This is a genomic window from Limnohabitans sp. TEGF005, from assembly GCF_055394835.1.
The window spans coordinates 2,292,900-2,313,986 of record NZ_AP029226.1; the positions used below are offsets into that span (position 1 = coordinate 2,292,900).

A 21,087-nucleotide genomic window follows, 5' to 3' on the forward strand; every position below is an offset into this window, starting at 1 on the left:
GGCTCAGGCCTGCGGCTTTTGCAGCACCGACAAGGCCGCGCCCGCCAGTTCGGCCAAGCGTTCGAGCAAATCAGTGCCCATTTGGCTGTTGAAGCGCTGGGCATCAGGCGAGGCCAACACCAGCAAGCCAAAAGCAGGCTGGCCAGGAGCAGCACGCAAGGCCAGCAGCGCCAAAGAGGCCGCTTGCGCCGGCGCGTCCAGCCACTGCACGGCTTCGTAACCCGAGTTCGGCCCGACATAAGGCCGGTCCAGTGATGTGGCCAGCACCTGCGCCGCCTCGGTCACGCCTTGGGCATAAGCCGCTTGGGCGTGTTCGCCCTGCAAAGACCACAAACGCAAAGCGACTTGGGGCACCTGAAAAAGCTCGCGGATGTTGTCCACCGCCGACCCGGCCAGCTGGTCGTGGGGCGTGACCAGCAGCTCGCACGACCAGCGGTGCAGCTTGTCGGTGAGGATCATGTTTTCGTTGCCGTGCCGGATCATGTCCATGATGCGGTGCTCCAGCCCCTTGATCTTGTCACGCAGCATTTGCGCCTGGCGCTCTTGCAAGCCCACCGTGCGGTGGCTTTGCGGGTGCGTCAGTTGCACCGTGGCCAAAAGAGAAGCGTGACGTTCGAAAAAATCAGGCGTGTTCACCAAATAGTCGGCGATGTCGTCTTCGGTGATCGGGCTCATGGGTTCGGGCGTGGTCATGTCGTGGCTCCAAAAATTCAAAAGGTGTCAGGTATGTGAATGTCGCCGTCAAACACGGAGGTGGCGGGCCCGGTCATCAGCACAGGGCTGTCTGCCTGACCTGCCCACTCAATGGTCAATAAGCCACCGCGGGTCTGTACGTCCACGCGGCTGTCTAGCCAGCCTTGGCGAATGCCAGCCACCACGGCCGCGCACGCGCCCGTGCCACAAGCCAGGGTCTCGCCCGTGCCGCGTTCGAACACCCGCAACTTGATTTGGCTGCGCGAGACCACCTGCATGAAGCCCGCATTCACACGCTTGGGAAAAGCCGGGTGATTTTCAATCAGCGGGCCTTGGGCCAGCACCGGGAAAGTGTCCACATCGTCCACGCGCTGCACCGCGTGCGGGTTGCCCATAGAGACCACGCCCACACGGGCCATGCCCTGATCGCCCAGCGCCAAGTCAAACACGGGCCAGCCGTTGACCTGGTCGCTGATCAGGCCGATCGGGTTGAACGGCACCCGTTCCCAGTCAAACACCGGCGCACCCATATTGACCGTGACGCGGCCATCGGGGTTCATGCGCAGCTCGATCTCGCCTTGCTGCACCTTCACACGCACCGTGGTTTTGTCGGTCAGCCCCTTGTCGCGTACATACCGCACAAAGCAGCGTGCCCCGTTGCCGCAGTGCTCAACCTCGCCGCCATCGGCGTTGTGGATCACGTATTCAAAGTCCAGTCCGGGCGCAGGCGAGGGCCGCACCGTCAGGATTTGGTCAGCCCCCACGCCAAAGTGGCGATCGGCCAAAAAACGGTATTGGGCCGCGTTCAGGCCCAGGCGGCCACGCGTCTCGTCGAGCACGACAAAATCATTGCCGGCCCCTTGCATCTTGGTAAAGCGAATGTGCATGGCCGCGATTATCGCCTTTGCCCTTGCCCAGAACCGGGCAAGCCCTGGCGCATCCCGGCCCGATAATGGGGCATGGCACGCACATCCCAACTCCTGCATCCCCAACGCGAACCCGCCCCGTTGCGCCCAGCCGCCACCGTGCTGCTGATGCGCGATGGCCCGCAAGGCATCGAGGTGCTGATGACACGCCGCTCAATGACGGCCAGTTTTGCCCCCGGCGCCTATGTGTTTCCAGGTGGTGGCGTGGACACAGCCGATGCGCAAGCCCATGCCATGGCACGCCGGCGCCCCACACAAAGCGACCTGCACCTCACCCAAGCCATCGCCGCGATCCGCGAGAGCTTTGAAGAACTGGGGATTTTGTTGGCACGCCACGCCGATGACCGCTGGGCCGACAACACCGACATCGCCAAGCTTGACCGAAAAGCCCCTTTCGCCGCACAGTGCCAAGCCCAAGGCCTGACGCTGGCGGCCGACCAGGTGTTTGTGTTGGCCCACTGGATCACCGACCGCGACTTGCCGCGCCGCTTTGACGTGCCGTTTTTGGTGGCCCGCATGCCCGAAGGCCAAACGCCGGTGGCCGACGAATCCGAACAGTTTGAACCCGTCTGGGTGCGCCCGGTCGACGCGCTGACCCGTCACAAAGCAGGCGATTTCTACATCATCTTCCCGACCATCCGCACGCTCGAACGCCTGCAGGCCTTTGCCAACGTGGACGCGGTGCTGCAAGCCTGCGCCGTGAACGACGAACCGCTGTGGACCAGCTGCCCCCGGGCCGGTTGGCTGGCGGGCAACGAAGCGCGTTACATGGAGCACGAGCCGCCCTTTGGCGAGCTGGCCCTGGTCACGCCCGATGGCCAGATCCACCACCACCTGGACTGGCAGACCGATCAAAGTGTGTCGCTGCTCAAAAACGTGCAGCGCCTCACCGCCCCCAACCCCGGCGTGATGACCGGCCCTGGCACCAACAGCTATCTGGTGGGCGACCCCAACACCGGCTTCATCGCCATCGACCCAGGACCGGCCGACGACGAGCACCTGCAAAGGCTGTGGCGGGCGGCGGGCGGGCAAATCAAAGCCATTGTGTGCACCCACTCACACCCGGACCACTCACCCGGCGGGGCCCCCTTGCAAGCGCTGTGCACGAACAAGCCGCCCATTTTGGGCTTGGCCTCACGCCCCACGGCCCGCGCCAACAGCCGCTTCGCCCCCGATCGCGAATTGGCCGACGGCGAAAAGCTGTTGCTTCAAGGCACAGGCGTCGAAGGCGAGATCACGCACACCCTGCGCGTGGTGCACACGCCTGGACACGCGGCCAACCACCTGTGCCTGGTGCTCGAAGAAGACGGCCTGCTGTTTTCAGGCGACCACGTGCTGAACGGCAGCACCACCGTGATCGACCCACCCGACGGCCACATGGGCGACTATTTGGATTCTCTCGACAAACTGGCCACGGCCTGCGAGGCGGGCCACATTGAATTCATCTTGCCCGCGCACGGCCATGTGCTGGGCTTTGCCCACCAAGCCATCACACAGCTCAAGGCCCACCGCCTCAAACGCGAGGCCAAAATCGCCGCCGCCATGCAGGTCCTGCCCCAAGGCAGCCTGCAAGAATGGGTCGAAAAAGCTTACGACGACGTCCCTTCCCGCCTGTGGCCCGTGGCCGCACGCTCACTGCAAGCGCATGTAGACCACATCCGCGAGCAAGCCCTGTCTTGAAGCCACTTAAGATTTTTTGAAAGATTTGATGATTTCCTCTGAAGAAGGCATTCGCCTGGCCAAACGCGTGGCCGCCGACCAAAACTGCTCACGCCGCGAAGCCGAAGCCCTGATCGTGGCTGGCGGTGTGCAGGTCGCAGGCAAAGTCGTCACCGACCCGGCCCGGCGCGTGCAAGAAGAACAAACCGTCTCCGTCAACCGCCTGGTCTCCATGGCCGCCCTGGCCCCCATGACCTTGGTGCTGTTCAAGCCTGCCGACCGGGTGGCCAATCTGGCCTGGCTGCAAGACACAGTGGGCCTGAAAGCCGCCCAACCCGGCATTTGGGGACACGAACGCCTGGCCAAAATGCAAATGCCCTTGCCCTTGGCAAAACCCGCCAGCGGTTTGTGTATTTTTTCGGACGATGTGGGCGTGCTGCGCCACCTGGAAGACCGCCGCAGCCCGATGGAACAAGAATGGATGGCCACGTTGGATGGCCCTGTGAACGAGGCCACACTGAAAGCCCTCAACGGCCCCGGCATTCGCGCCAGCATCAACCGTCAAACCGACACCCTGACCGTGCTGCGCATCGCAGGCAAAGACATCGACGGGCAGGAACTGGGCCGTTGGCTGGACCAGCAATGTCCGCTGCAAGACCTGCGCCGTCAGCGGGTGGGCCGGCTCAGTTTGGCCCCACTGGAACCCGGACAGTGGCGCCAGCTCGAAGGCTACGAGCGCTTCTAATCAATTTCCGACAAAAATACACAGGATTTACCCTTGAATTGAAACGGGCAATCCCCAATTAGAGGATAAGTCTGAGAAAATGACTGATCAGTCACAACGGCGAACCCACAGCCTGTGACCCAGCAAAGCCCCAAAAGGCTTTGTACAACGCAGAAAGGAGCACACCATGCGTTTGAGCACCAAAAGTCGATTTGCTGTCACCGCCATGATTGACGTTGCGCTGCGCGAAGACCGCGGCCCCGTGTCATTGGCCGCCATCAGCGTGCGTCACCAAATTTCGCTGTCCTACCTGGAGCAGCTGTTCAGCAAATTGCGCCAGCAAGGCTTGGTCGAGAGCACCCGTGGCCCCGGCGGCGGTTATTCGCTGTCGCGCAGCGCCGAAAAAATCACCATGGCCGACATCGTGGGCGCTGTCGATGCGCCTTCTGACGAAGAAGCGGCAGCCGATGGCGGCTGGATGAACAGCGATCTGTGGGCCAGCCTGAACGAGAAAATGCTGACCCATTTGCAATCCATCAGCCTGCGCCAATTGGTGGCTGAGCAACGGACAAAGGGCGTCACCGTCGAGCCAGCACCCCAAGCGGCCATCAAACGCGGCGTGTTCGCCAAGCCCAAAAGCACCTTGAAGATCACCGCGCCCAATTCGGTGTTTGCGTTGGCGGGCAGCTTGATGCCTTCACGCGGCTGAACTTGGCGCCGCCAAAACACAAAAACCCGCTTCGGCGGGTTTTTTGTTGTCGGGACACCGAACAGGTGCCATGAGCTTGGGCATGGGCTTTGGCTTGGGCCATCGAAAAAGTGTGAAGCTCGCCGATAAGCCGGATTCTGTGCACAACGGTTGCCCGCTGTGTGACCGCCATTACTCTGGGCCGGGGGTCGCCCACCCGGCTCGATGCTACCTACCCGCCAACTCACCCCGCGGAACCACAGGGAGAAGCGATGCGGCGAACCGCCTCACTTCAGGAAGGCCTACTTGGTATTGCTGCGCGTAGAGATTGCCCGTTTCACCCGAACTCAATCGGCTCGTCTCTGTTGCTCTGATCCTCACCTCACGGTGGAGAGGCGTTACCTCCTACGCTGTCCTGTGCAGTCCGGACGTTCCTCCAGTGCACCCTTTCGGGTCTTGCACCAGCGACGGTCTGGCGAGCTTCACGGGGTGATTATCGCCTGCGGGCATAAGCTCATACCGCCAAGTGTCTGAACTTTCACGCACAATGATTTTTTTCATTGAACGTATCAGCCAGGAAAACCCCATGAAAGCCCAAAGCATCCTCGACACCATTGGCCATACACCGCATGTGCGCATCAACCGCCTGTTTGGTAGCAACGCCAATGTCTGGATCAAGTCCGAGCGCAGCAACCCCGGCGGCTCGATCAAGGACCGCATTGCGCTGGCCATGGTCGAAGACGCCGAAAAGTCAGGCGCCTTAAAGCCCGGCGGCACCATCATCGAGCCCACCTCGGGCAACACCGGCATTGGTCTGGCCATGGTCGCAGCCGTCAAAGGCTACAAGTTGGTGCTGGTCATGCCCGACAGCATGAGCATCGAACGCCGTCGCCTGATGCTGGCCTATGGCGCCACGTTTGACTTGACCCCGCGCGAAAAAGGCATGAAAGGCGCCATCGCCCGCGCCGAAGAGCTGGTGGCCAACACCCCCGACGCGTGGATGCCCCAGCAGTTTGAAAACCCCGCCAACACCGAGGTGCATGTGCGCACCACCGCACAAGAAATTTTGGCCGACTTTCCCGATGGCATTGACGCAATCATCACCGGTGTGGGCACGGGCGGCCACCTGTCGGGAACGGCCCGTGTGCTCAAGGCCAAGTTTCCAAACCTCAAGGTCTTCGCGGTCGAGCCGGCGGCTTCGCCCGTGATCTCGGGCGGCGCTCCTGCGCCCCACCCCATCCAGGGCATTGGCGCGGGCTTCATTCCGAAAAACTTGGACACATCCTTGTTGGACGGTGTGATCCAGGTCGACGCCGAAGCCGCACGCGAATACGCCCGCCGATCGGCCCGCGAAGAAGGCCTGTTGGTGGGCATCTCGTCCGGCGCGACGCTGGCGGCCATCGCGCAAAAACTGGCCGAATTGCCCGCAGGGGCCACGGTGCTGGGCTTCAACTACGACACGGGTGAACGCTATTTGTCGATTGAAGGGTTCTTGCCCGCTTGAGTCCTCTGACGTCAACATCTCATTCCAGACTTGACCCCCTTGTCATTCCAGACTTGACCCTGTTGTCATCCCAGACTTGATCCGGGATCCATGGCTGCGGCGGAGATGGACCCCGGGTCTTCGCCAGGGGTGAGCGCATTGCGTCAGGAATGACATGCACCCCAAGCATGTGGCTGCAGCACCGCAGATAAAATGGGCTTCTTGCTTGATAACCACAAGCCACAGAGGTTGCCATGATCCGAATTTCAGAACTCAAACTCCCCCTCTCGGCCCTGCCCGTCGAAGTGCGCCGCGCCGCCGATGCGCCGAGCGAAACCGACGAAGACCGCCTGCCCACACCCCACCCTGAGGCCGCTTTGCGCCAATTGGCGGCGCAAGCGCTGGGCGTCGCCGCCGCAGACATCGCCACGCTGACGGTGTTCAAGCGCAGCTTTGACGCACGCAAGGCCGATTTGTTGGCGGTGTACATCGTGGACATCGCTCTGAGCAAGACGCAGGCCGAAACCAGCTTGCTGCAGCAGTTCGAGCAAAACCCGCACATCCAGCCCACGCCCGACATGACCTGGCATGCGCCCTGCCAAGCGCCGCAAGGCTTTGGCATGCAAGAGGGCGAGCGGCCGGTGGTGGTGGGCTTTGGCCCTTGCGGCATGTTTGCGGCGCTGGCCTTGGCGCAGATGGGTTTCAGGCCCATCGTGCTCGAGCGCGGCAAACCGGTGCGCGAACGCACCAAAGACACCTGGGGCTTGTGGCGGAAAAAAGTGCTCAACCCCGAAAGCAATGTGCAGTTTGGCGAAGGCGGCGCAGGCACGTTTTCAGACGGCAAGCTGTACAGCCAGATCAAAGACCCGCGCCACCTGGGCCGCAAGGTGATGGATGAATTTGTCCAGGCCGGTGCCCCGGCCGACATCCTGTTTGCCGCACACCCGCACATTGGCACCTTCAAGCTGGTCAAGGTGGTGGAGAACATCCGCGAGCAAATCATCGCGCTGGGCGGCGAGATCCGGTTTGAGCAGCGTGTCAGCGACGTGTTGCTGTCAACCACCGCCGAAGGCCACCAACTGACCGGCTTGCAAGTGCAAGACCTGCACACAGGCCAAAGCCAAACCCTGCACACCCGCCACGCGGTGCTGGCACTGGGCCACAGCTCGCGCGACACCTTTGTCATGCTGCACCGCCGTGGTGTGGCCATGCAGGCCAAAGCCTTTTCAATTGGCGTGCGCATCGAGCACCCGCAAAGCGTGATCGACCAAGCGCGTTGGGGCCGCCATGCGGGCCACCCCTTGCTGGGCGCTGCCGACTACAAACTGGTGCACCACGCACAAAACGGTCGAGCGGTTTACAGCTTTTGCATGTGCCCCGGCGGCACCGTGGTGGCCGCCACCAGCGAAACCGGTCGCGTGGTCACCAACGGCATGAGCCAATATTCACGCAACGAGCGCAATGCCAATGCGGGCATGGTGGTGGCGATTGACCCACCCGACTACCCGCTGGACATTGCAGCCTGGCAAGCCGCCTTTGGCCATGACGACGGCACACAACTGGCACAAGAGGCGCAGGCACTCGCAAGCCAGCAACCGCCCGCCAGCCACCCGCTGTCGGGCATCGTGTTGCAGCGTCAGCTGGAAAGCCGCGCCTTTGAAGTGGGCGGTAGCAACTACGAAGCCCCCGGTCAATTGGTCGGCGACTTTCTGGCACAACGCGCATCAACGGCATGGGGCAGCGTGCAAGCTTCTTACAAGCCCGGCGTGAAATTGGTCGACCTGGCCGATGTGCTGCCCGACTACGTCGTGACCGCCATGCGCGAGGCGTTGCCGGTGTTCGGTCGCAAGATCCGCGGCTATGACATGGCCGATGCGGTCATGACAGGCGTCGAGACCCGCACCTCGTCACCGCTGCGCATGCCGCGTGGCGACGACCACCAGAGCACCAACACCCAAGGCCTGTACCCGGCTGGCGAAGGGGCCAGTTACGCAGGCGGCATTTTGTCTGCGGGGGTGGACGGCATCAAAGTGGCTGAGTCTTTGGCAAGGCACATCACTGCACAGCACTCGCCGCAGACAAGGCCCTAAGCGGACGCCACGTCGCTCGACATTTGCGCGTGACAGGGGCAGGCCAGCGCGGCCAGATCGGGGGCAGACGGCATGCGCAAACACCCATCGCGCACGTTAAAAGCCAATGCATCAGGTGCCCGCCTTGCGCCCGCTTGGGACAGGTCGACCCATTGCCTCATGGACTGCGGCAGCGCATTCAGGCTCAAGGTCAGGCCGGCATGGGGGTGTTGCGCTAAACAATGCAAAAGCCAACTGCTCAGACTCTGCATGGGCGTGTGATGCTGCACACAAAATGACCATTGGGCGATTTGACTGACCCGTCTTTGCATGGCCGCTGTTTGGTGCCACAACCAGGGTGCATAACGCGCGGGATCGTCACGCACAGGCGTCCAGTTCACGCGGTAGGCGTGCCCCGCCACCATCACATGGGCTTGCATGCGTGCCGCGCCTTTCTGCAATGGCCCCACACAACCATGCTGGCCGACAAGCGCAACGACACCCCGCGCCGAAGGTGTCACTTGTGCAGGCCCCAGCGTGATCAACGCATCAACAGGAAAATAAACTGAAAAGTCAGATTCTGATGCCAGAAGTCCCACCGGCAATGGCACGCAGTCCACCTTCAACGCTGGCACCGCACCGCTGTCTGCAAGCATCAGAGACAGCAATGTGTTTTTCATTTTTTCAGTCGGCATATGCATGACTTCTGGCACCTGTTTTGACGGGTATTCAAACTCTGTGGGTTAGATGATTGGGGTCATTTTTATTTTATGTTCTTTATCGAACACAGCTCTTGGGGCGGTATATGGTCAACTTGCAAAACTCATGGCAAATATTGGTTGGGCTTTTTAAAAGCGCACACAATGACACGCCGCGCTCTCAGCAACCCACCTAAAAAAACCTGCCACACGGGTATATTTCAGTGACGCTTTTGACCAACGGAATCATCTTTCAACTCTCAAAGGAAGATCAAAACCGGGTGCAGAACATCTGCAAACCGGTTCAACTGTTTGCAGGTCAAATTTTGTGCAAACCTGTGCACCATGAAACACCCAAGATTTATTTTTTAACGGGCGCATGCGTGGCACTGCTCGTCAAAAACAAAGCGCACAACGCATTGGCTGTGGGCTTGGTCGGCTCAGAAGGCGCCATCGGCTTGGGCTCGGTGCTGGACAGCAACTCAGAGAACCTGCACTTTCTTGTGCAAACCAGCGGAAGCGCCTGGATGGCAGAGAGTGCCGACTTCGCACTTCTGCTGCACCAACGGCCCGGCATGTTGTGGGTCATCTCACAGCATTTGTGGCAATTGACTGAACACATTGCCGCCATATCGGCGTCTGTTCAATTCGAAGATGTCACCACCCGCTTGGCCCGGTGGTTGGCTTTGTCTGCAGAACGCGCACAAATGCAACAGCTGCACCTGACACACGAACATTTGGCACAGATGCTGGGCGTCCGACGTGTCAGCATCACGCTGGCAGCAGGTGAGCTGAAAGAGCGGGGTCTGATCGCTTACCAAAGAGGTGTGCTCAACATTCTCAATTTGGCCGGTTTGCAACCAACTGTGAGCTCAGAATCTCTGAAACCCGGCAGATTAATTTAAATTAACAAATTGGATCTTTCTCCTTTGCAAGGAGAGGGAGATTTGTTCGACAAAGAACATATGGCTCATCAATTTTGCTATATTTATTAAAGTAAATAGATCAAAGTTGTGATTCATGAATAAAAACACTGATTTAAATAAAATTATTTCATTTTTACCAGAATTAGTTCATGAAGAATGGGTTCCGCATTTTGAGCGTGTCGACTTAGAAACAGGTCAAGTGCTCTACGAACCTGGCCGCGCACTGAGACACCTGTACTTTCCACTGACGGCGATCGTGTCATGGGTTCATGTTCTGGAAAACGGCTCTTCCAGCGACGTGGCCATCATTGGCAGAGAAGGCGTGATCGGCATCTATTTGTTGATGGGTGCCAGCAAACCTCACAACAGCGCTGTTGTCCTGAAAGCAGGATCTGCCATTCGAATCAATTTGAGCGTGGTGTTGAACAGCTTCAACCAAGGCAATGCCGTACAAAAGGTGTTTTTGAGGTTCACACAAAACCTGATGACTCAAATGTCTCAAGGCGCTGTTTGCCACCGACACCACACACTTGAGCAGCAACTCTGCAGAATGCTTTTGATGGTGTTGGACAGACAGGACGGCAACGACATCACCATGACGCATGAACTCATGGCCAAATTTTTAGGTGTCAGGCGCGAGGGGATAACGCAAGCAGCACATCGATTGATGGAAGAAAACACCATCAGCTACACACGTGGCCATGTTGTTGTGCACGACCGCAAGTCTCTCGAAAAAAGGTCATGCGAGTGCTACGACATCATCAAAAATGACCAAGACAACTACATCAAGTTAAACCACTGAAGTCGCCACGCAGGAACAACTAGACAGAGACCATCTGGTTGCGAATGGCGTAGCGCGTCAAATCGGCCACTTTGTGCAAACCGATCTTGCGCATGATGTTGCGGCGATGGACCTCCACGGTGCTGGGGGCAATCTGCAAATTACGGGCTATTTCTTTGGACGAATACCCGTCGGCGATCAAGCGCAGGACCTGCCCTTCACGGCCGCCAAGCCCGGTCGAAGTGATATCGCCAGACCTGGCCTTGCGAACACTCTCCATCATTTCAGCGGCAGCGGTCTGACACAAATACACACGGCCTGCCGCTACAGCGCGAACCGCTGACAGCAACTCATCAATGCTGCTGGTCGTCGAGACATAGCCTTTCGCGCCTGCATCGAGTATTTCGATGATGGAATTGCGATCCGAGTTGCCAGAAAAAGCCACCATGTTTTTGACCGGTTGATGGTGCGCGATCTGATGCATCAACTCAATGTCTTTTGCGTCGTTGGCTTGCATGCCAATCAACACCACATCGGGATCGACCTGATCACACAAGGCATTGGTCGTCGCGCCGTTATCGGAAATACCCACCAGATCCATGTCATGGTGCGTACGCAAGACCGCTGCGATGCCCTCAGAAACCACTTTGTGCTTGGAAGAAAGCAATACTCGAATTGACATGCTAGTTGCTCCTAATATGGACCGAAAAATATGAGCATTGAAAAGTCAAACAGTTTGTTGCGCCTCACAACTATGGGAAAAATATTTCAACTTTCAATTGCAGTAGGCGTTAAAAAAAGTGTATCCACCCGATTCAGCTTTGACTGTGCGGCTTGACACATAGCAAGAAAGATAATTTCTGAGCATCACTGAACCAAGCCTCCCCCAGTGGCACCGGACTTTCCAGCGACCGGTAATTCCAAGTTGCTCATTTTTTCACTGATGCTGAGTGCCTCTTTCAAATGTTCGTGGGCGTTGAAGGAGTGGTGTTTGGATAACTTCGCGTGGTGCAGGGCAGCCTTGAACGCCCCCGCCTCATGGTGCCGTGCAGCCTCTTTGTTGCGCTGATAGGCATGAAGCAAATCATCCGACGCACGCCGGTAGTGGTCACCGATATTTTCAGCGTAGGCTTTTTCGAGCATTTGATTTTCGTGGCTCATGTTCATTCCTTTCAAGGCTCTGTCTGTGTGAATGAAAATTCAAACCAAACCATTCGACTGCATATAACGCTGCAAAGACATGCGACCAGGGCAGTTGAGTTTTTGATAAATGTGATGCAAGTGAAGCTTGGCCGTGCCTTCACTGATGAACAGTTTGCTGGCAATTTTCTTGTTCGGCCACCCCTCGGTGACCATGCGTGCAACGGTCATTTCACGCGGTGTCAAAAGATGCGATGCATGTTCATTTTTCTTTTTTTGCTCAAGCAGCAAAGACATCGTTTTGACAGTCAAATCACGATCCAGCCATTGGCCACCTTGATGCACAGACTTGATGCAACGTATCAGCACTTGTTTTGATTTTTCTTTGGACACCAGGCCAGGAACATCCAGGTCCAGCGCCCGCATCACCTCGCCAATCGGCGCACCCGTGAACACGACTGGGTGGGTCTTCAAATTTTGTGCCCTGATTTCCTCAAGCACAGCCAAGCCGCTTTTTTGAGACAAGGACAAGTCCATCACCAAAATGTGCGGCTCGTGCTCCAACAAGGCCTTCATCGCTGCATCGCCATTCGTCACGCAGGCCTTGACCGCAAAATCAGGCGTGTTTTCAAAAACGTGGGTCAAGCCTTCCAGCATCACTGGATATGGATCGGCAAGCACAAGATTAATGCACATGAATATCGTCCTTTTCATAGTTTTACGGACCAAGAAATTCTCTTAAGCAAGCAAGGAATCACCTGATCCTTGTGCTCAGAATATGGCGATCTGTCTTTTTCTTTAATCGTCTGAATCAATGAGCCAAGCTACTTAAAAACCAGTGAGCCCCTAAAAACAGGTAGTGTTTTTTGTCTTTCCCATTCAATCGGCACGCTCAAAATGAGCGCTGAAATCTTCAGCGGTAAATGCTGTGCTTGAGGTGCCGCATGTGGTTTGGATTGACGGCTGGTTTACCTAAGTGTTCACAGGCATGGCGAAAGCGTTGCAAGGTTTTTTGCGCACGCCCCAACACGCTGTCCGCGTCGTACCCCCCAAGCCCCAACACGCCAAAACGCATGCCGGTTAAAAGGGCCATGCCCTCGCTGGCCGTGTCGGCCACATGGATGTGGAACCGCCCAGCGGTCACCGCTTGCACCACCCGTTCATCCAGCATCAAATGGCGCAGGTTCCGCCGGGGCATCAATACCCCTTGATCGCCAGTCAAGCCAAGGCTTTCGCAACTCCGAAAGTAGCCTTCTATTTTTTCGTTGATGCCACCGACAGGCAACAAATCGCCATGCTGATTGACTGCGCCTGTGACCGCGATGCCTTGCTGCATGGGCGACCCCGACAAGCTCGACAAGAGGGCATAAAACTCGGCACATGAAGCCGAGTCGCCCTCGACTCCGCTGTATTCCTGCTCAAAGACCACGGCGGCATTCATGGCCAACGGCGCAATGTGGGCAAACAAGGAAGACAAATAGCTGTGCAAAATCAGCACCCCTTTGTCGTGGATGGGACCAGACATCTCGACCTCCCGCTCGATGTTGAGCAAGCCCTCTTCTCCCGCATAGGTACTGGCCGTCACCCGCACGGGAAAGCCAAACCGGTAGTCCCCCAAATCCACCACCGTGAGGCCGTTGATTTGCGCCACCCGTTCGCCAGACACCACCAACAAACGTTCACAATCGACAATGGTTTCCTGCAGGCGTTGCTCTGGGTAGTTGTGGCGGTGAATCCGGGCTTGCCTGGCGTTCTTCACGTCGCTTGCCCCCACCTGTGGCATGTCGCGCTGCCTGGCCAATGCAGCGCTCTCAATCACCAAGGCCTCGGCCAAAGCGAAGATCGCGCTTTGTCGATCCTGGTCTTCGGCCTCGCGGTGGGTTTCTTCAATCAAGGCCGCGACCGCCGCAGCCGAAAAATGCGGCAACTTCATCCGCTTGCAAATCTGGCCCACAAAAATCGCCGTGGCGTGAACCGATGCGCTGGTGACCGGAATGCTCTCGGCAAAATCGACCTTGCAGCGAAAGCGCCGGGCAAACTCAGGGTCGGCTTCTTGCACCGCGTAGTACTCATCCACCGAAGCCACCAGCACCAACTTCACATCCACATCCACCGCCTCGGGCTCCAGTGAGACCGCAGCCATGGGCGCATACATCATGCCGGGCTCTTCAATTTGCACGCGCCCACTGCGCATGAAACGGCGCAATTTTTCCCACACATGCGAATCGGCCAACAAGTCACGCAGGTGCAGCATCAGAAATCCGCCATGCGCTTTCAGCAAACTGCCCGCACGAATGCGAGAAAAATCGGTCACCAATTCACCACTGTCCGACTCGTATTCAATGCTGCCAAACAACATCCTGAACAAGGGGTTGTCTTCACGAATGACAGGTGCCCCTTGCAACGCATGGTTGTCCACCACCACGTTGACACGAAACAGCGACAACACGGCAGCCAGCGCCTCCAAGCGCACATCCTCGTCATCCCCAGGCTCAAATAGCTCTACGTTTTCCAGCACGCAGTTCTGGATCTGCTCTAAAAATGCACCCAACTTGACACTGTCCAGCACAGGTTGATTCAGCGCATTGCGGATCACCTGCATTTCGTGGTCCAGCATGGGCTTGAGGGTTTGCCTGCGCAACGCAGACAAGCCCTCGTTCATCACGCGCTCCATGGCTCGCGTTTTTTCAAGGTAGCGGCTGATCTCGTCTCTGAGCGAAGCTTCGGCAACATCTATTTCAGCGCGTTTTTCCTGGCTCAAGGCCAAAGCCTTGCCCGCTGTGACCGGCTCACCCTGTGCGTCTTTCAAAGTGAACACCATGTGCCCCTGATCGCGCATCAAAGCAAAGTGGTGGGACTCGGCATAAGCACTGAGGGCCAGGTAACCACGGTCCTCTTCGGTTTTGTAAGACGCCTCAATCCGCTGGCTTTCGGCCTTGAAATCATCTTGCCCCAAGCGCTTCGGCACCTCGGTCTGCAAGCGCTTGGCCAACTGCAACAGCAACTGGCGCAGCACGCGCCCCTGCCCGGCCTGAAGACGCAGCGCACGGGGGCGCTCGGGTTCGTCAAAGTTGTGCAAATAACAAAGATCGGGTGGCACCGGACGCTGTTCGGCCTGCGCGTGCATCATCTGGCTGAGCAGCGTTGTGCGGCCGCTGCCCACCTCACCCAATACAAACAGGTTGTAATCCGGCTCGGTCATGCCCATGCCAAATTGGGCCGCTTGCTTGGCGCGCTCTTGTCCAATCCAGGGCACGCCTTGGTCCAGCAACTCGGACGTGTCAGAAAAACCCAAGGTGTCGGGCTCGACCGTTTTGCGCAACTGGTCTGCTGTCAACTCAAAGCCTTGGCCTGTGGTCGCTGTCGCTAGCGCGGTCGGGTCCATGTTCAAACGCTCCATCGGTTTCAAGCCAGCCAAGTTGCTTGTTTTGCTGATGGCAATTTAAGACAAGGTTGCGAGCCTTTCCGTGTGCTGCATCACGCTGTCCAAATCAAGGGACAATGACGGCATGCAAGCTCCATCACCTGACCTCAAGCAAGCGCGAAACCCGCTGCACGGCTTAACACTGGAAACCATCGTCACCCAACTGGCAGACCATTACGGCTGGGCCGATCTGGGTGTGCGCATCCCGATCCGCTGCTTCACACACGACCCCAGCGTGGGTTCCAGCCTGAAATTTTTGCGTAAAACGCCCTGGGCCCGCGACAAGGTGGAAAGCCTGTACCTGTTTATGCTGCGCGATCAAAAGCGCCAACAAAGGCCTGAAGACTGAGTTTGAGTGCGTCAGCCAACAGACGCTGCTGTCTGTCGCTTTTAAGGTGGAGGCCTGTTTTTAATCCACCGACAAAGCGAGTTCTCATGACAGACCCTCAAAATCCTCAAGAAAAAATGGCTGCTGCAGGCGCAGGCACGGCGGCTGGCATGCACGCTGCGGCGCACGAATCCAAACCGGCTTTTGAACGCTTGGCCGATCGTCTGTCTGACAGCATCAGCGACATGGCCCATCACAGCCGGGACGCGGCCGTCGAGGCCGAGAAATTGCTGGAACAAAAGACACGCAAGATCGCCGCCACGGCCGAGCATCAAATTCACTGCGCACCCTTCAAATCAATATTGATTGCGGCAGGCGCAGGCGCCGCAGTGGCCACACTGGTGAGTTGGCTGATCCGTTCACGCACCCATTGATGAACAAGCGCCTGCTCAAGCTTTTGTTGCTGTCGCCGGACCTGCTCATAATGCACGCCCACGGCTATGCCGATCTGGCATCCGAGGAATGGGCGCTGCATGTGCGGGCTTGGCAAACCCGCTTGCTGATTTATGCCTTGGGCACGGCAAGCTTGCTGCTTGGGGTCTTTTTGGCAGGGGTGTCCTTGCTGCTCTGGACTGCATTGCCTGAGGTCAATGCGCACAGTGCATGGCTCATGTGGTTTGTGCCTTTGGCACTGGGTCTGTTCTCGTTGGCCTGTTGGGCGCGTGCCAGGCGCGTCAAGGTGGCGCGCCCATTTGGCAAACTCAAAGCACAAATTGCGCTGGACATTCTGGCCTTGCGCCAAAACCAAGAGCCATGAGTACGCCACCGTCTGCCGAACAACGCCTGGCGGTGTCACGCGCGCTGTGCATTCAGGCCATGCAGCAACCCGCTTGGTTATTGCTGCTTCAACGCGTGTGCGCCAAACCAGCGCATGCGCACAGCGAACAGCACAAGCCAGCCAACAAAACGCCGCCGCCTCCACCTCCGGTGACGGGGGTTTGAGCGCAACGCTCGATCCGGCACGCCCACTTAGTCTGTTGAAAGCATCGTGCCCCGGCACTTGGCCGCGCCGCAACGGCAGACATAACGCGCCTTGAGCGCTTCGGTCATCGGCTCGTCGCTGAACAAGCCATAGTCAAACGTCAGCTCTTCGCCCCTGTAAACAGGCCTGCGGGTTTTGATGAAAATGCGCCCCTTCACCAGGTCGGGCTCGCAATTGGGGCGGCACGAATGGTTGATCCATTTGGAATCGTTACCGCCATACAGCGCATCGATCACCCGGCCATCGTCCAGATGGAAGTAAAACGTGTGGTCGGGGTTGCTGGCATCGTGCGGGTGACGCGCAATCGCCTCGGCCATGGTGATGACCTCGCCCACATATTCAATGATCCGCTCGCCTGCGGCCAGATGCCGTGTGGCGAACACGCCTTTGCCGTGAACGCCCGAGGACTGCACACAGATCGCATCGCTGCCGTGGAGGGAACGCAAGACAGGCTTCATGCCCAGGTGACTTTCTCAATGCAAAGCCGCAACTATAAAGACTTTGGCCTGCGTCCCCAGCCGCCTCAAGCGTTCTGCATGGCAGGGGCCAAGACCTGCGCCAGCGACGCATCGAGCACCGCCAGCCCCTCCAAGATTTCAGCCTCGGTGCTGTTGAGCCGGGGCATCATGCGCAGGCAATGCGCACGGGCGGCATTGACCAAGAAGCCGCGTTCGCGGCAAGCCTGCACCACCTCTGCGGCGCGGTCACTGCCCAACTCCAGCGCCAGCAACAAGCCCACGCCGCGTACTTCGCCCAAGCCCCAGCGCTGAGACAAAGACTGCAAGCCTTGCCGCAGCAAAGCCCCCATCGTCCGCACATGGGCCAAAAACGCGGGCTGGCTCAAGGTGTCCATCACCGCCAGGCTCACCGCGCACATGAGCGGGTTGCCCGCGTAAGTGCCGCCTTGATCGCCATGCGCAAACACACAGGCATGCGAACGCGCCAACACCGCCGATATCGGCACCCCACCGCCCAGCCCCTTGCCCAAAGTCATGATGTCGGGCTGCACCCCAAAGTGCTGGGCCGCAAACAGTGCCCCCAATCGGCCACAGCCGGTTTGCACCTCGTCAAAGATCAGCAGCACACCCTGCGCATCGCACAGCTGGCGAAGTGCTTGGAGGAATGCCTGTGTGGCGGGCCGAACCCCGGCCTCGCCTTGCACAGGCTCCAACATGATGGCGGCGGTCTTGTCGTTCAGCAGCGCCTTGACCGAGTCGATGTCATTCCAAAGCGCCTTCACAAAGCCGGGCATGTTCGGAGGAAACAGCGCATCCCAACCCGCTTTGCCACTGGCAGCCATGGTGGCCAGATTGCGCCCATGAAAAGCGTTGTCGAAGGTGATGATTTCGTGCGCCCCACCCCGATGCAAACGCCCCCACTTGCGTGCCAGTTTGATCGCGCCCTCGTTGGCCTCGGCCCCGGTCGAGCCAAAAAACACCTGGTCCATGCCGCTGAGTGCACACAACTTCTCGGCCAATTGCAAAGAAGGCAGGTTGTGCACGGCCGGGCTGGGGGTGAGCAGCAGCCCCGCCTGAGTTTGCAAGGCCTGCGCCACTTCGGGTGGGCAATGCCCCAGCGCATTGACCGCCCAGCCTTGCAGCCAATCCAGATAACGCGTGCCCGCCGCGTCCCACAACCACGCCCCTTGGCCGCGCACAAAGACCTGCGCAGGGCGTTCGGTCACGGGCATCAAATGCTGAAACGACGGCGACATAGGGCTGGGCTGTTGCGGTTCGGGTGTCATGGGAAAGTCCTTTCTGAGGGGTTAAAGAAAACACGAGACAAAGAAAAAGGCCACGGGGGTGAGCCGTGGCCTTGGTGGGGAAACTGAAAAATGGGGGTCTTACACCATCATCCGAACCTCACGCGCAGCACACGGCAACGAGCGACGGGCTCGTGCGGCTCGGGATGCGGCGGAAGATGGGGCGATGAAAAACATGAGGAGCATCGTACAGGAAAAAATTCAAAGGTCTCGCTTGACGGCAAACAAGCAAGCGCTTCGCTTCACTCCACCGTCACACTCTTGGCCAAATTCCTCGGCTTGTCCACATCCGTCCCCCTTGCGCAAGCCGTGTGATACGACAGCAGCTGCAGCGGTACCACATGCAAGATGGGTGACAACACGCCGTAATGCTCGGGCATGCGGATGACGTTGACGCCTTCGCTGCTTTCGATCTTGGTGTCGCCATCGGCCAGCACATAGAGCACGCCGCCGCGAGCGCGCACTTCTTGCATATTGCTTTTGAGCTTTTCCAGCAGCTGGTCGTTGGGGGCCACGGTGACCACGGGCATGGCGCTGGTCACCAGCGCCAGCGGGCCGTGCTTGAGTTCGCCTGCGGCATAGGCTTCGGCGTGGATGTAGGTGATCTCTTTGAGCTTCAAAGCGCCTTCGAGCGCGATGGGGTAGTGCGTGCCCCGGCCCAAGAACAGCGCGTTTTCTTTGCTGGCAAATTCTTCGGCCCAGCTGATGATTTGCGGCTCCAGCGCCAGCACGGCTTGCAGCGCGGCGGGCAGGTGGCGCATGGCTTTGATGTGCCCAGCCTCTTCTTCGTCGCTCAAGCGGCCTTTGGTCTGCGCCAGCGCCAGCGTGAGCAAAAACAGCCCAGCCAGTTGGGTGGTGAAGGCCTTGGTCGAGGCCACGCCGATCTCGGCCCCGGCGCGGGTCACATAAGCGTGTTTGCACTCGCGCACCATGGCGCTGGTGGACACGTTGCAGATGGTCAGCGTCTGCGTCATGCCCAGGCTTTGCGCGTGGCGCAACGCGGCCAGGGTGTCGGCGGTCTCACCACTTTGGGTGATGGTGACAATCAAGGTGTTGGGGTTGGGCACGGATTCGCGGTAGCGGTATTCGCTGGCGATCTCGACCTGGCAGGGCACTTTGGCGATCGCCTCGATCCAGTACTTGGCCACGCAGCCGCTGTAGTAGCTGGTGCCGCAAGCCAAGATCAACACGTTGTCAATCGCCTTGAAGGTGCTGTACGCGCCGTCGCCAAACAACTCGGGCGTGATGCCTTCGACGCCCTCGAGCGTGTCGGCAATGGCGCGGGGCTGCTCAAAGATTTCTTTTTGCATGTAGTGGCGGTATGGCCCGAGTTCGGCTGCGCCGCTGTGCGCGTGCACCGTCTTGACAGCGCGGGTCACGGCCTTGTGGTCACGGTCCACCACCCAGTATTTGCCCAGCTGGATGTCGACCACGTCGCCCTCGTCCAGGTACACGATCTGGTCGGTCACACCGGCCAGCGCCATCGCATCGCTGGCCAAGAAGGTTTCGCCTTGGCCCGCGCCCAAGATGAGTGGCGATCCGGCACGCGCGCCGATCACACGTTGCGGCTCGTCTTTGTGGAACACGGCTATCGCATACGCGCCGTGCAGTTGGCGAATGGCGGTTTTGACGGCTTCAAAAATGTCGCCGTCGTACAAGCTGTCGACCAAATGGGCGATGACTTCCGTGTCGGTCTGGCTGGCAAACACATAGCCCTTGGCTTGCAGAGCAGCACGCAGTTCTTCGTGGTTTTCGATGATGCCGTTGTGCACCAAAGCCACCTTGCCCGGCTTGCCGTCGGCCGCGCCCGTGCCGTGGCTGAAGTGCGGGTGCGCGTTGTGCACGGCAGGTGCGCCATGCGTGGCCCAACGGGTGTGGGCAATGCCGGTGCCGCCTTCGATGTGGTCGGCGCTGACTTGGTCCATCAGCTCGGCCACACGCGATGTGCTGCGTGCACGCTGCAAGCCGCCCGTGCCGCCGCCCAAGCTGGCCGCATGAACGGCCACGCCGCAAGAGTCATAGCCCCGGTATTCGAGCCGTTGCAGGCCTTGCACCAAGATGGGAACGATGTTGCGAGAAGAGACTGCGCCGACGATGCCACACATAGGGGGAACTCCGAAGATGGTGTTGGAATGGGACTGCGGCGATGTTAGACCTGCTGGCTTGAAATTTCAGATCAATTATCAAATCCAAATCATCGTTAATTTCATGAAATCATCTCCATGAAATTAAATTTCAATAAAATACCATCCATGGAATCTATTGAACTCGACGCCATCGACCTGCAACTGCTGGACAGCCTTCAGCACGATGCCAGCCTGAGCAATGTGGCTTTGGCCCGCCAAGTGAATGTGTCGCCCCCCACTTGCTTGCGGCGCGTCAAGCGGCTGGTGGATGCGGGCTGGATCGAGCGGCAAATGGCCGTGCTGAATGCCGACAAACTCAGCGCCCACCTGGGCCACGGACTGACCGCCCTGGTGGAAGTGTCGCTGGACAAGCAAGGCAGCGAGCACCTGGACGCGTTTGAGGCGCGGGCCGTGGCCCAAGATGCTGTGCAGCAGTGTTGGCGCGTCTCGCCGGGGCCAGACTTCATGCTGGTGGTGCAGGCCCGCGACATGCCGCACTATTTGGCCATCAGCCAAGCCCTGTTCACGCAAGACGCCAATGTGCGCAATGTGAAGGCTTTTTTTGCCACCAAACGGGCCAAGTTCACAACGACTTGGCCGGTGCTCAAATAAACGCAC

22 protein-coding genes and 1 other RNA gene are annotated in these 21,087 nt (G+C 58.7%); 12 read left to right on the top strand and 11 right to left on the bottom strand.

Annotated elements, in window-relative coordinates; genetic code table 11:
* Nucleotides 1-3: 3 nt before the first annotated feature.
* Together ACZ5RG_RS11070 and dapF are read right to left on the bottom strand one after the other, a co-directional pair.
* Nucleotides 4-693: a DUF484 family protein gene (locus ACZ5RG_RS11070; RefSeq protein ID WP_298600402.1), complete on the bottom strand. Its 690-nt coding sequence runs from the start codon at nucleotides 691-693 to the stop codon at nucleotides 4-6.
* Between the two features lie 17 nt (nucleotides 694-710).
* Nucleotides 711-1,580: a diaminopimelate epimerase gene (gene dapF / locus ACZ5RG_RS11075; protein ID WP_298600399.1), complete on the bottom strand. Its 870-nt coding sequence runs from the start codon at nucleotides 1,578-1,580 to the stop codon at nucleotides 711-713.
* Between the two features lie 72 nt (nucleotides 1,581-1,652).
* Here dapF and ACZ5RG_RS11080 point away from each other — a divergent pair, with 72 nt between their 5' ends.
* The 3 genes from ACZ5RG_RS11080 (at nucleotide 1,653) to ACZ5RG_RS11090 (ending at nucleotide 4,711) form a co-directional block, all read left to right on the top strand.
* Complete coding sequence (locus ACZ5RG_RS11080) at nucleotides 1,653-3,299, top strand: MBL fold metallo-hydrolase (protein ID WP_464447051.1); 1,647 nt, start codon at nucleotides 1,653-1,655, stop codon at nucleotides 3,297-3,299.
* A gap of 28 nt (nucleotides 3,300-3,327) precedes the next feature.
* A complete protein-coding gene (locus ACZ5RG_RS11085) occupies nucleotides 3,328-4,023 on the top strand; it encodes a S4 domain-containing protein (protein ID WP_036075190.1) in 696 nt (231 codons plus the stop codon).
* A 166-nt stretch (nucleotides 4,024-4,189) separates the two neighbouring features.
* Complete coding sequence (locus tag ACZ5RG_RS11090) at nucleotides 4,190-4,711, top strand: Rrf2 family transcriptional regulator (RefSeq protein ID WP_019430202.1); 522 nt, start codon at nucleotides 4,190-4,192, stop codon at nucleotides 4,709-4,711.
* A 110-nt stretch (nucleotides 4,712-4,821) separates the two neighbouring features.
* On the opposite strand, the gene rnpB is transcribed toward ACZ5RG_RS11090, so the two are convergent.
* Nucleotides 4,822-5,174, bottom strand: an RNA gene (gene rnpB, locus ACZ5RG_RS11095) — RNase P RNA component class A.
* Nucleotides 5,175-5,276: 102 nt separating this feature from the next.
* On the opposite strand from rnpB, the gene cysK reads away from it, so the two are divergent.
* Both cysK and ACZ5RG_RS11105 read left to right on the top strand, forming a co-directional pair.
* A complete protein-coding gene (gene cysK / locus ACZ5RG_RS11100) occupies nucleotides 5,277-6,194 on the top strand; it encodes a cysteine synthase A (RefSeq protein WP_315135262.1) in 918 nt (305 codons plus the stop codon).
* Nucleotides 6,195-6,427: 233 nt separating this feature from the next.
* Complete coding sequence (locus ACZ5RG_RS11105) at nucleotides 6,428-8,263, top strand: NAD(P)/FAD-dependent oxidoreductase (RefSeq protein WP_464447052.1); 1,836 nt, start codon at nucleotides 6,428-6,430, stop codon at nucleotides 8,261-8,263.
* On the opposite strand, the gene ACZ5RG_RS11110 is transcribed toward ACZ5RG_RS11105, so the two are convergent.
* The gene (locus ACZ5RG_RS11110) at nucleotides 8,260-8,922 is read right to left on the bottom strand and encodes a cyclic nucleotide-binding domain-containing protein (RefSeq protein WP_464447053.1); all 663 of its coding nucleotides are present in this window, start codon (nucleotides 8,920-8,922) and stop codon (nucleotides 8,260-8,262) included. The two genes, ACZ5RG_RS11105 and ACZ5RG_RS11110, sit on opposite strands and share 4 nt — an antisense overlap.
* Nucleotides 8,923-9,323: 401 nt before the next feature.
* Between ACZ5RG_RS11110 and ACZ5RG_RS11115 the strand changes: the two genes are divergently transcribed.
* Nucleotides 9,324-9,845: a Crp/Fnr family transcriptional regulator gene (locus ACZ5RG_RS11115; protein WP_298600378.1), complete on the top strand. Its 522-nt coding sequence runs from the start codon at nucleotides 9,324-9,326 to the stop codon at nucleotides 9,843-9,845.
* A gap of 115 nt (nucleotides 9,846-9,960) precedes the next feature.
* Nucleotides 9,961-10,668 carry a Crp/Fnr family transcriptional regulator gene (locus tag ACZ5RG_RS11120; RefSeq protein WP_464447054.1) on the top strand — a complete coding sequence of 236 codons (708 nt, stop codon included), beginning with the start codon at nucleotides 9,961-9,963 and terminating at the stop codon, nucleotides 10,666-10,668.
* Nucleotides 10,669-10,687: 19 nt separating this feature from the next.
* Here ACZ5RG_RS11120 and ACZ5RG_RS11125 read toward each other — a convergent pair whose 3' ends face one another.
* The 4 genes from ACZ5RG_RS11125 to ACZ5RG_RS11140 all read right to left on the bottom strand — a co-directional run bounded on the left by ACZ5RG_RS11125 (nucleotide 10,688) and on the right by ACZ5RG_RS11140 (nucleotide 15,205).
* Nucleotides 10,688-11,329, bottom strand: coding sequence for a LuxR C-terminal-related transcriptional regulator (locus ACZ5RG_RS11125; RefSeq protein WP_464447055.1), 642 nt, complete (start codon nucleotides 11,327-11,329; stop codon nucleotides 10,688-10,690).
* A gap of 185 nt (nucleotides 11,330-11,514) precedes the next feature.
* A complete protein-coding gene (locus tag ACZ5RG_RS11130; protein ID WP_315135257.1) occupies nucleotides 11,515-11,808 on the bottom strand; it encodes a hypothetical protein in 294 nt (97 codons plus the stop codon).
* 39 nt (nucleotides 11,809-11,847) lie between these two features.
* Nucleotides 11,848-12,483 (bottom strand): response regulator transcription factor, encoded by a 636-nt coding sequence (locus tag ACZ5RG_RS11135; protein WP_464447056.1) that lies wholly within the window; start codon nucleotides 12,481-12,483, stop codon nucleotides 11,848-11,850.
* Nucleotides 12,484-12,700: 217 nt separating this feature from the next.
* Nucleotides 12,701-15,205: a Lon protease family protein gene (locus tag ACZ5RG_RS11140; RefSeq protein ID WP_464447057.1), complete on the bottom strand. Its 2,505-nt coding sequence runs from the start codon at nucleotides 15,203-15,205 to the stop codon at nucleotides 12,701-12,703.
* A gap of 91 nt (nucleotides 15,206-15,296) precedes the next feature.
* Between ACZ5RG_RS11140 and ACZ5RG_RS11145 the strand changes: the two genes are divergently transcribed.
* The 4 genes from ACZ5RG_RS11145 (at nucleotide 15,297) to ACZ5RG_RS11160 (ending at nucleotide 16,541) form a co-directional block, all read left to right on the top strand.
* Nucleotides 15,297-15,560, top strand: coding sequence for a VF530 family protein (locus ACZ5RG_RS11145; RefSeq protein WP_298600363.1), 264 nt, complete (start codon nucleotides 15,297-15,299; stop codon nucleotides 15,558-15,560).
* An 86-nt stretch (nucleotides 15,561-15,646) separates the two neighbouring features.
* Complete coding sequence (locus tag ACZ5RG_RS11150; protein WP_298600360.1) at nucleotides 15,647-15,973, top strand: hypothetical protein; 327 nt, start codon at nucleotides 15,647-15,649, stop codon at nucleotides 15,971-15,973.
* Entirely contained in the window at nucleotides 15,973-16,356 is a 384-nt protein-coding gene (locus ACZ5RG_RS11155; RefSeq protein ID WP_312260096.1) for a hypothetical protein, read from the top strand. Before ACZ5RG_RS11150 ends, ACZ5RG_RS11155 begins: the two co-directional genes overlap by 1 nt.
* Nucleotides 16,353-16,541, top strand: a complete 189-nt coding sequence (locus tag ACZ5RG_RS11160; protein ID WP_464447058.1) for a hypothetical protein — start codon at nucleotides 16,353-16,355, stop codon at nucleotides 16,539-16,541. The genes ACZ5RG_RS11155 and ACZ5RG_RS11160 overlap by 4 nt, the downstream gene beginning before the upstream one ends.
* Nucleotides 16,542-16,568: 27 nt before the next feature.
* Here ACZ5RG_RS11160 and ACZ5RG_RS11165 read toward each other — a convergent pair whose 3' ends face one another.
* From ACZ5RG_RS11165 to glmS, 3 genes are all read right to left on the bottom strand, one after another.
* Nucleotides 16,569-17,039 carry an SET domain-containing protein gene (locus ACZ5RG_RS11165; RefSeq protein WP_464447059.1) on the bottom strand — a complete coding sequence of 157 codons (471 nt, stop codon included), beginning with the start codon at nucleotides 17,037-17,039 and terminating at the stop codon, nucleotides 16,569-16,571.
* A gap of 65 nt (nucleotides 17,040-17,104) precedes the next feature.
* Entirely contained in the window at nucleotides 17,105-18,325 is a 1,221-nt protein-coding gene (locus tag ACZ5RG_RS11170; protein WP_464447060.1) for an acetylornithine transaminase, read from the bottom strand.
* A 260-nt stretch (nucleotides 18,326-18,585) separates the two neighbouring features.
* The gene (gene glmS, locus ACZ5RG_RS11175) at nucleotides 18,586-20,448 is read right to left on the bottom strand and encodes a glutamine--fructose-6-phosphate transaminase (isomerizing) (protein ID WP_464447061.1); all 1,863 of its coding nucleotides are present in this window, start codon (nucleotides 20,446-20,448) and stop codon (nucleotides 18,586-18,588) included.
* 147 nt (nucleotides 20,449-20,595) lie between these two features.
* On the opposite strand from glmS, the gene ACZ5RG_RS11180 reads away from it, so the two are divergent.
* Nucleotides 20,596-21,081 (top strand): Lrp/AsnC family transcriptional regulator, encoded by a 486-nt coding sequence (locus tag ACZ5RG_RS11180; protein WP_298600340.1) that lies wholly within the window; start codon nucleotides 20,596-20,598, stop codon nucleotides 21,079-21,081.
* The last annotated feature ends 6 nt before the right edge of the window (nucleotides 21,082-21,087 follow it).

Coding starts and splice junctions, on each gene's coding strand:
- ACZ5RG_RS11125 (WP_464447055.1), bottom strand. CDS start 11,329: ATGTCAATTCGAGTATTGCTTTCTTCCAAGCACAAAGTGGTTTCTGAG.
- ACZ5RG_RS11150 (WP_298600360.1), top strand. CDS start 15,647: ATGACAGACCCTCAAAATCCTCAAGAAAAAATGGCTGCTGCAGGCGCA.
- ACZ5RG_RS11110 (WP_464447053.1), bottom strand. CDS start 8,922: ATGAAAAACACATTGCTGTCTCTGATGCTTGCAGACAGCGGTGCGGTG.
- ACZ5RG_RS11090 (WP_019430202.1), top strand. CDS start 4,190: ATGCGTTTGAGCACCAAAAGTCGATTTGCTGTCACCGCCATGATTGAC.
- ACZ5RG_RS11155 (WP_312260096.1), top strand. CDS start 15,973: ATGAACAAGCGCCTGCTCAAGCTTTTGTTGCTGTCGCCGGACCTGCTC.
- ACZ5RG_RS11085 (WP_036075190.1), top strand. CDS start 3,328: ATGATTTCCTCTGAAGAAGGCATTCGCCTGGCCAAACGCGTGGCCGCC.
- cysK (WP_315135262.1), top strand. CDS start 5,277: ATGAAAGCCCAAAGCATCCTCGACACCATTGGCCATACACCGCATGTG.
- ACZ5RG_RS11160 (WP_464447058.1), top strand. CDS start 16,353: ATGAGTACGCCACCGTCTGCCGAACAACGCCTGGCGGTGTCACGCGCG.
- ACZ5RG_RS11135 (WP_464447056.1), bottom strand. CDS start 12,483: ATGTGCATTAATCTTGTGCTTGCCGATCCATATCCAGTGATGCTGGAA.
- ACZ5RG_RS11145 (WP_298600363.1), top strand. CDS start 15,297: ATGCAAGCTCCATCACCTGACCTCAAGCAAGCGCGAAACCCGCTGCAC.
- dapF (WP_298600399.1), bottom strand. CDS start 1,580: ATGCACATTCGCTTTACCAAGATGCAAGGGGCCGGCAATGATTTTGTC.
- ACZ5RG_RS11105 (WP_464447052.1), top strand. CDS start 6,428: ATGATCCGAATTTCAGAACTCAAACTCCCCCTCTCGGCCCTGCCCGTC.
- ACZ5RG_RS11130 (WP_315135257.1), bottom strand. CDS start 11,808: ATGAGCCACGAAAATCAAATGCTCGAAAAAGCCTACGCTGAAAATATC.
- ACZ5RG_RS11165 (WP_464447059.1), bottom strand. CDS start 17,039: ATGAAGCCTGTCTTGCGTTCCCTCCACGGCAGCGATGCGATCTGTGTG.
- ACZ5RG_RS11080 (WP_464447051.1), top strand. CDS start 1,653: ATGGCACGCACATCCCAACTCCTGCATCCCCAACGCGAACCCGCCCCG.
- glmS (WP_464447061.1), bottom strand. CDS start 20,448: ATGTGTGGCATCGTCGGCGCAGTCTCTTCTCGCAACATCGTTCCCATC.
- ACZ5RG_RS11070 (WP_298600402.1), bottom strand. CDS start 693: ATGACCACGCCCGAACCCATGAGCCCGATCACCGAAGACGACATCGCC.
- ACZ5RG_RS11180 (WP_298600340.1), top strand. CDS start 20,596: ATGGAATCTATTGAACTCGACGCCATCGACCTGCAACTGCTGGACAGC.
- ACZ5RG_RS11120 (WP_464447054.1), top strand. CDS start 9,961: ATGAATAAAAACACTGATTTAAATAAAATTATTTCATTTTTACCAGAA.
- ACZ5RG_RS11170 (WP_464447060.1), bottom strand. CDS start 18,325: ATGACACCCGAACCGCAACAGCCCAGCCCTATGTCGCCGTCGTTTCAG.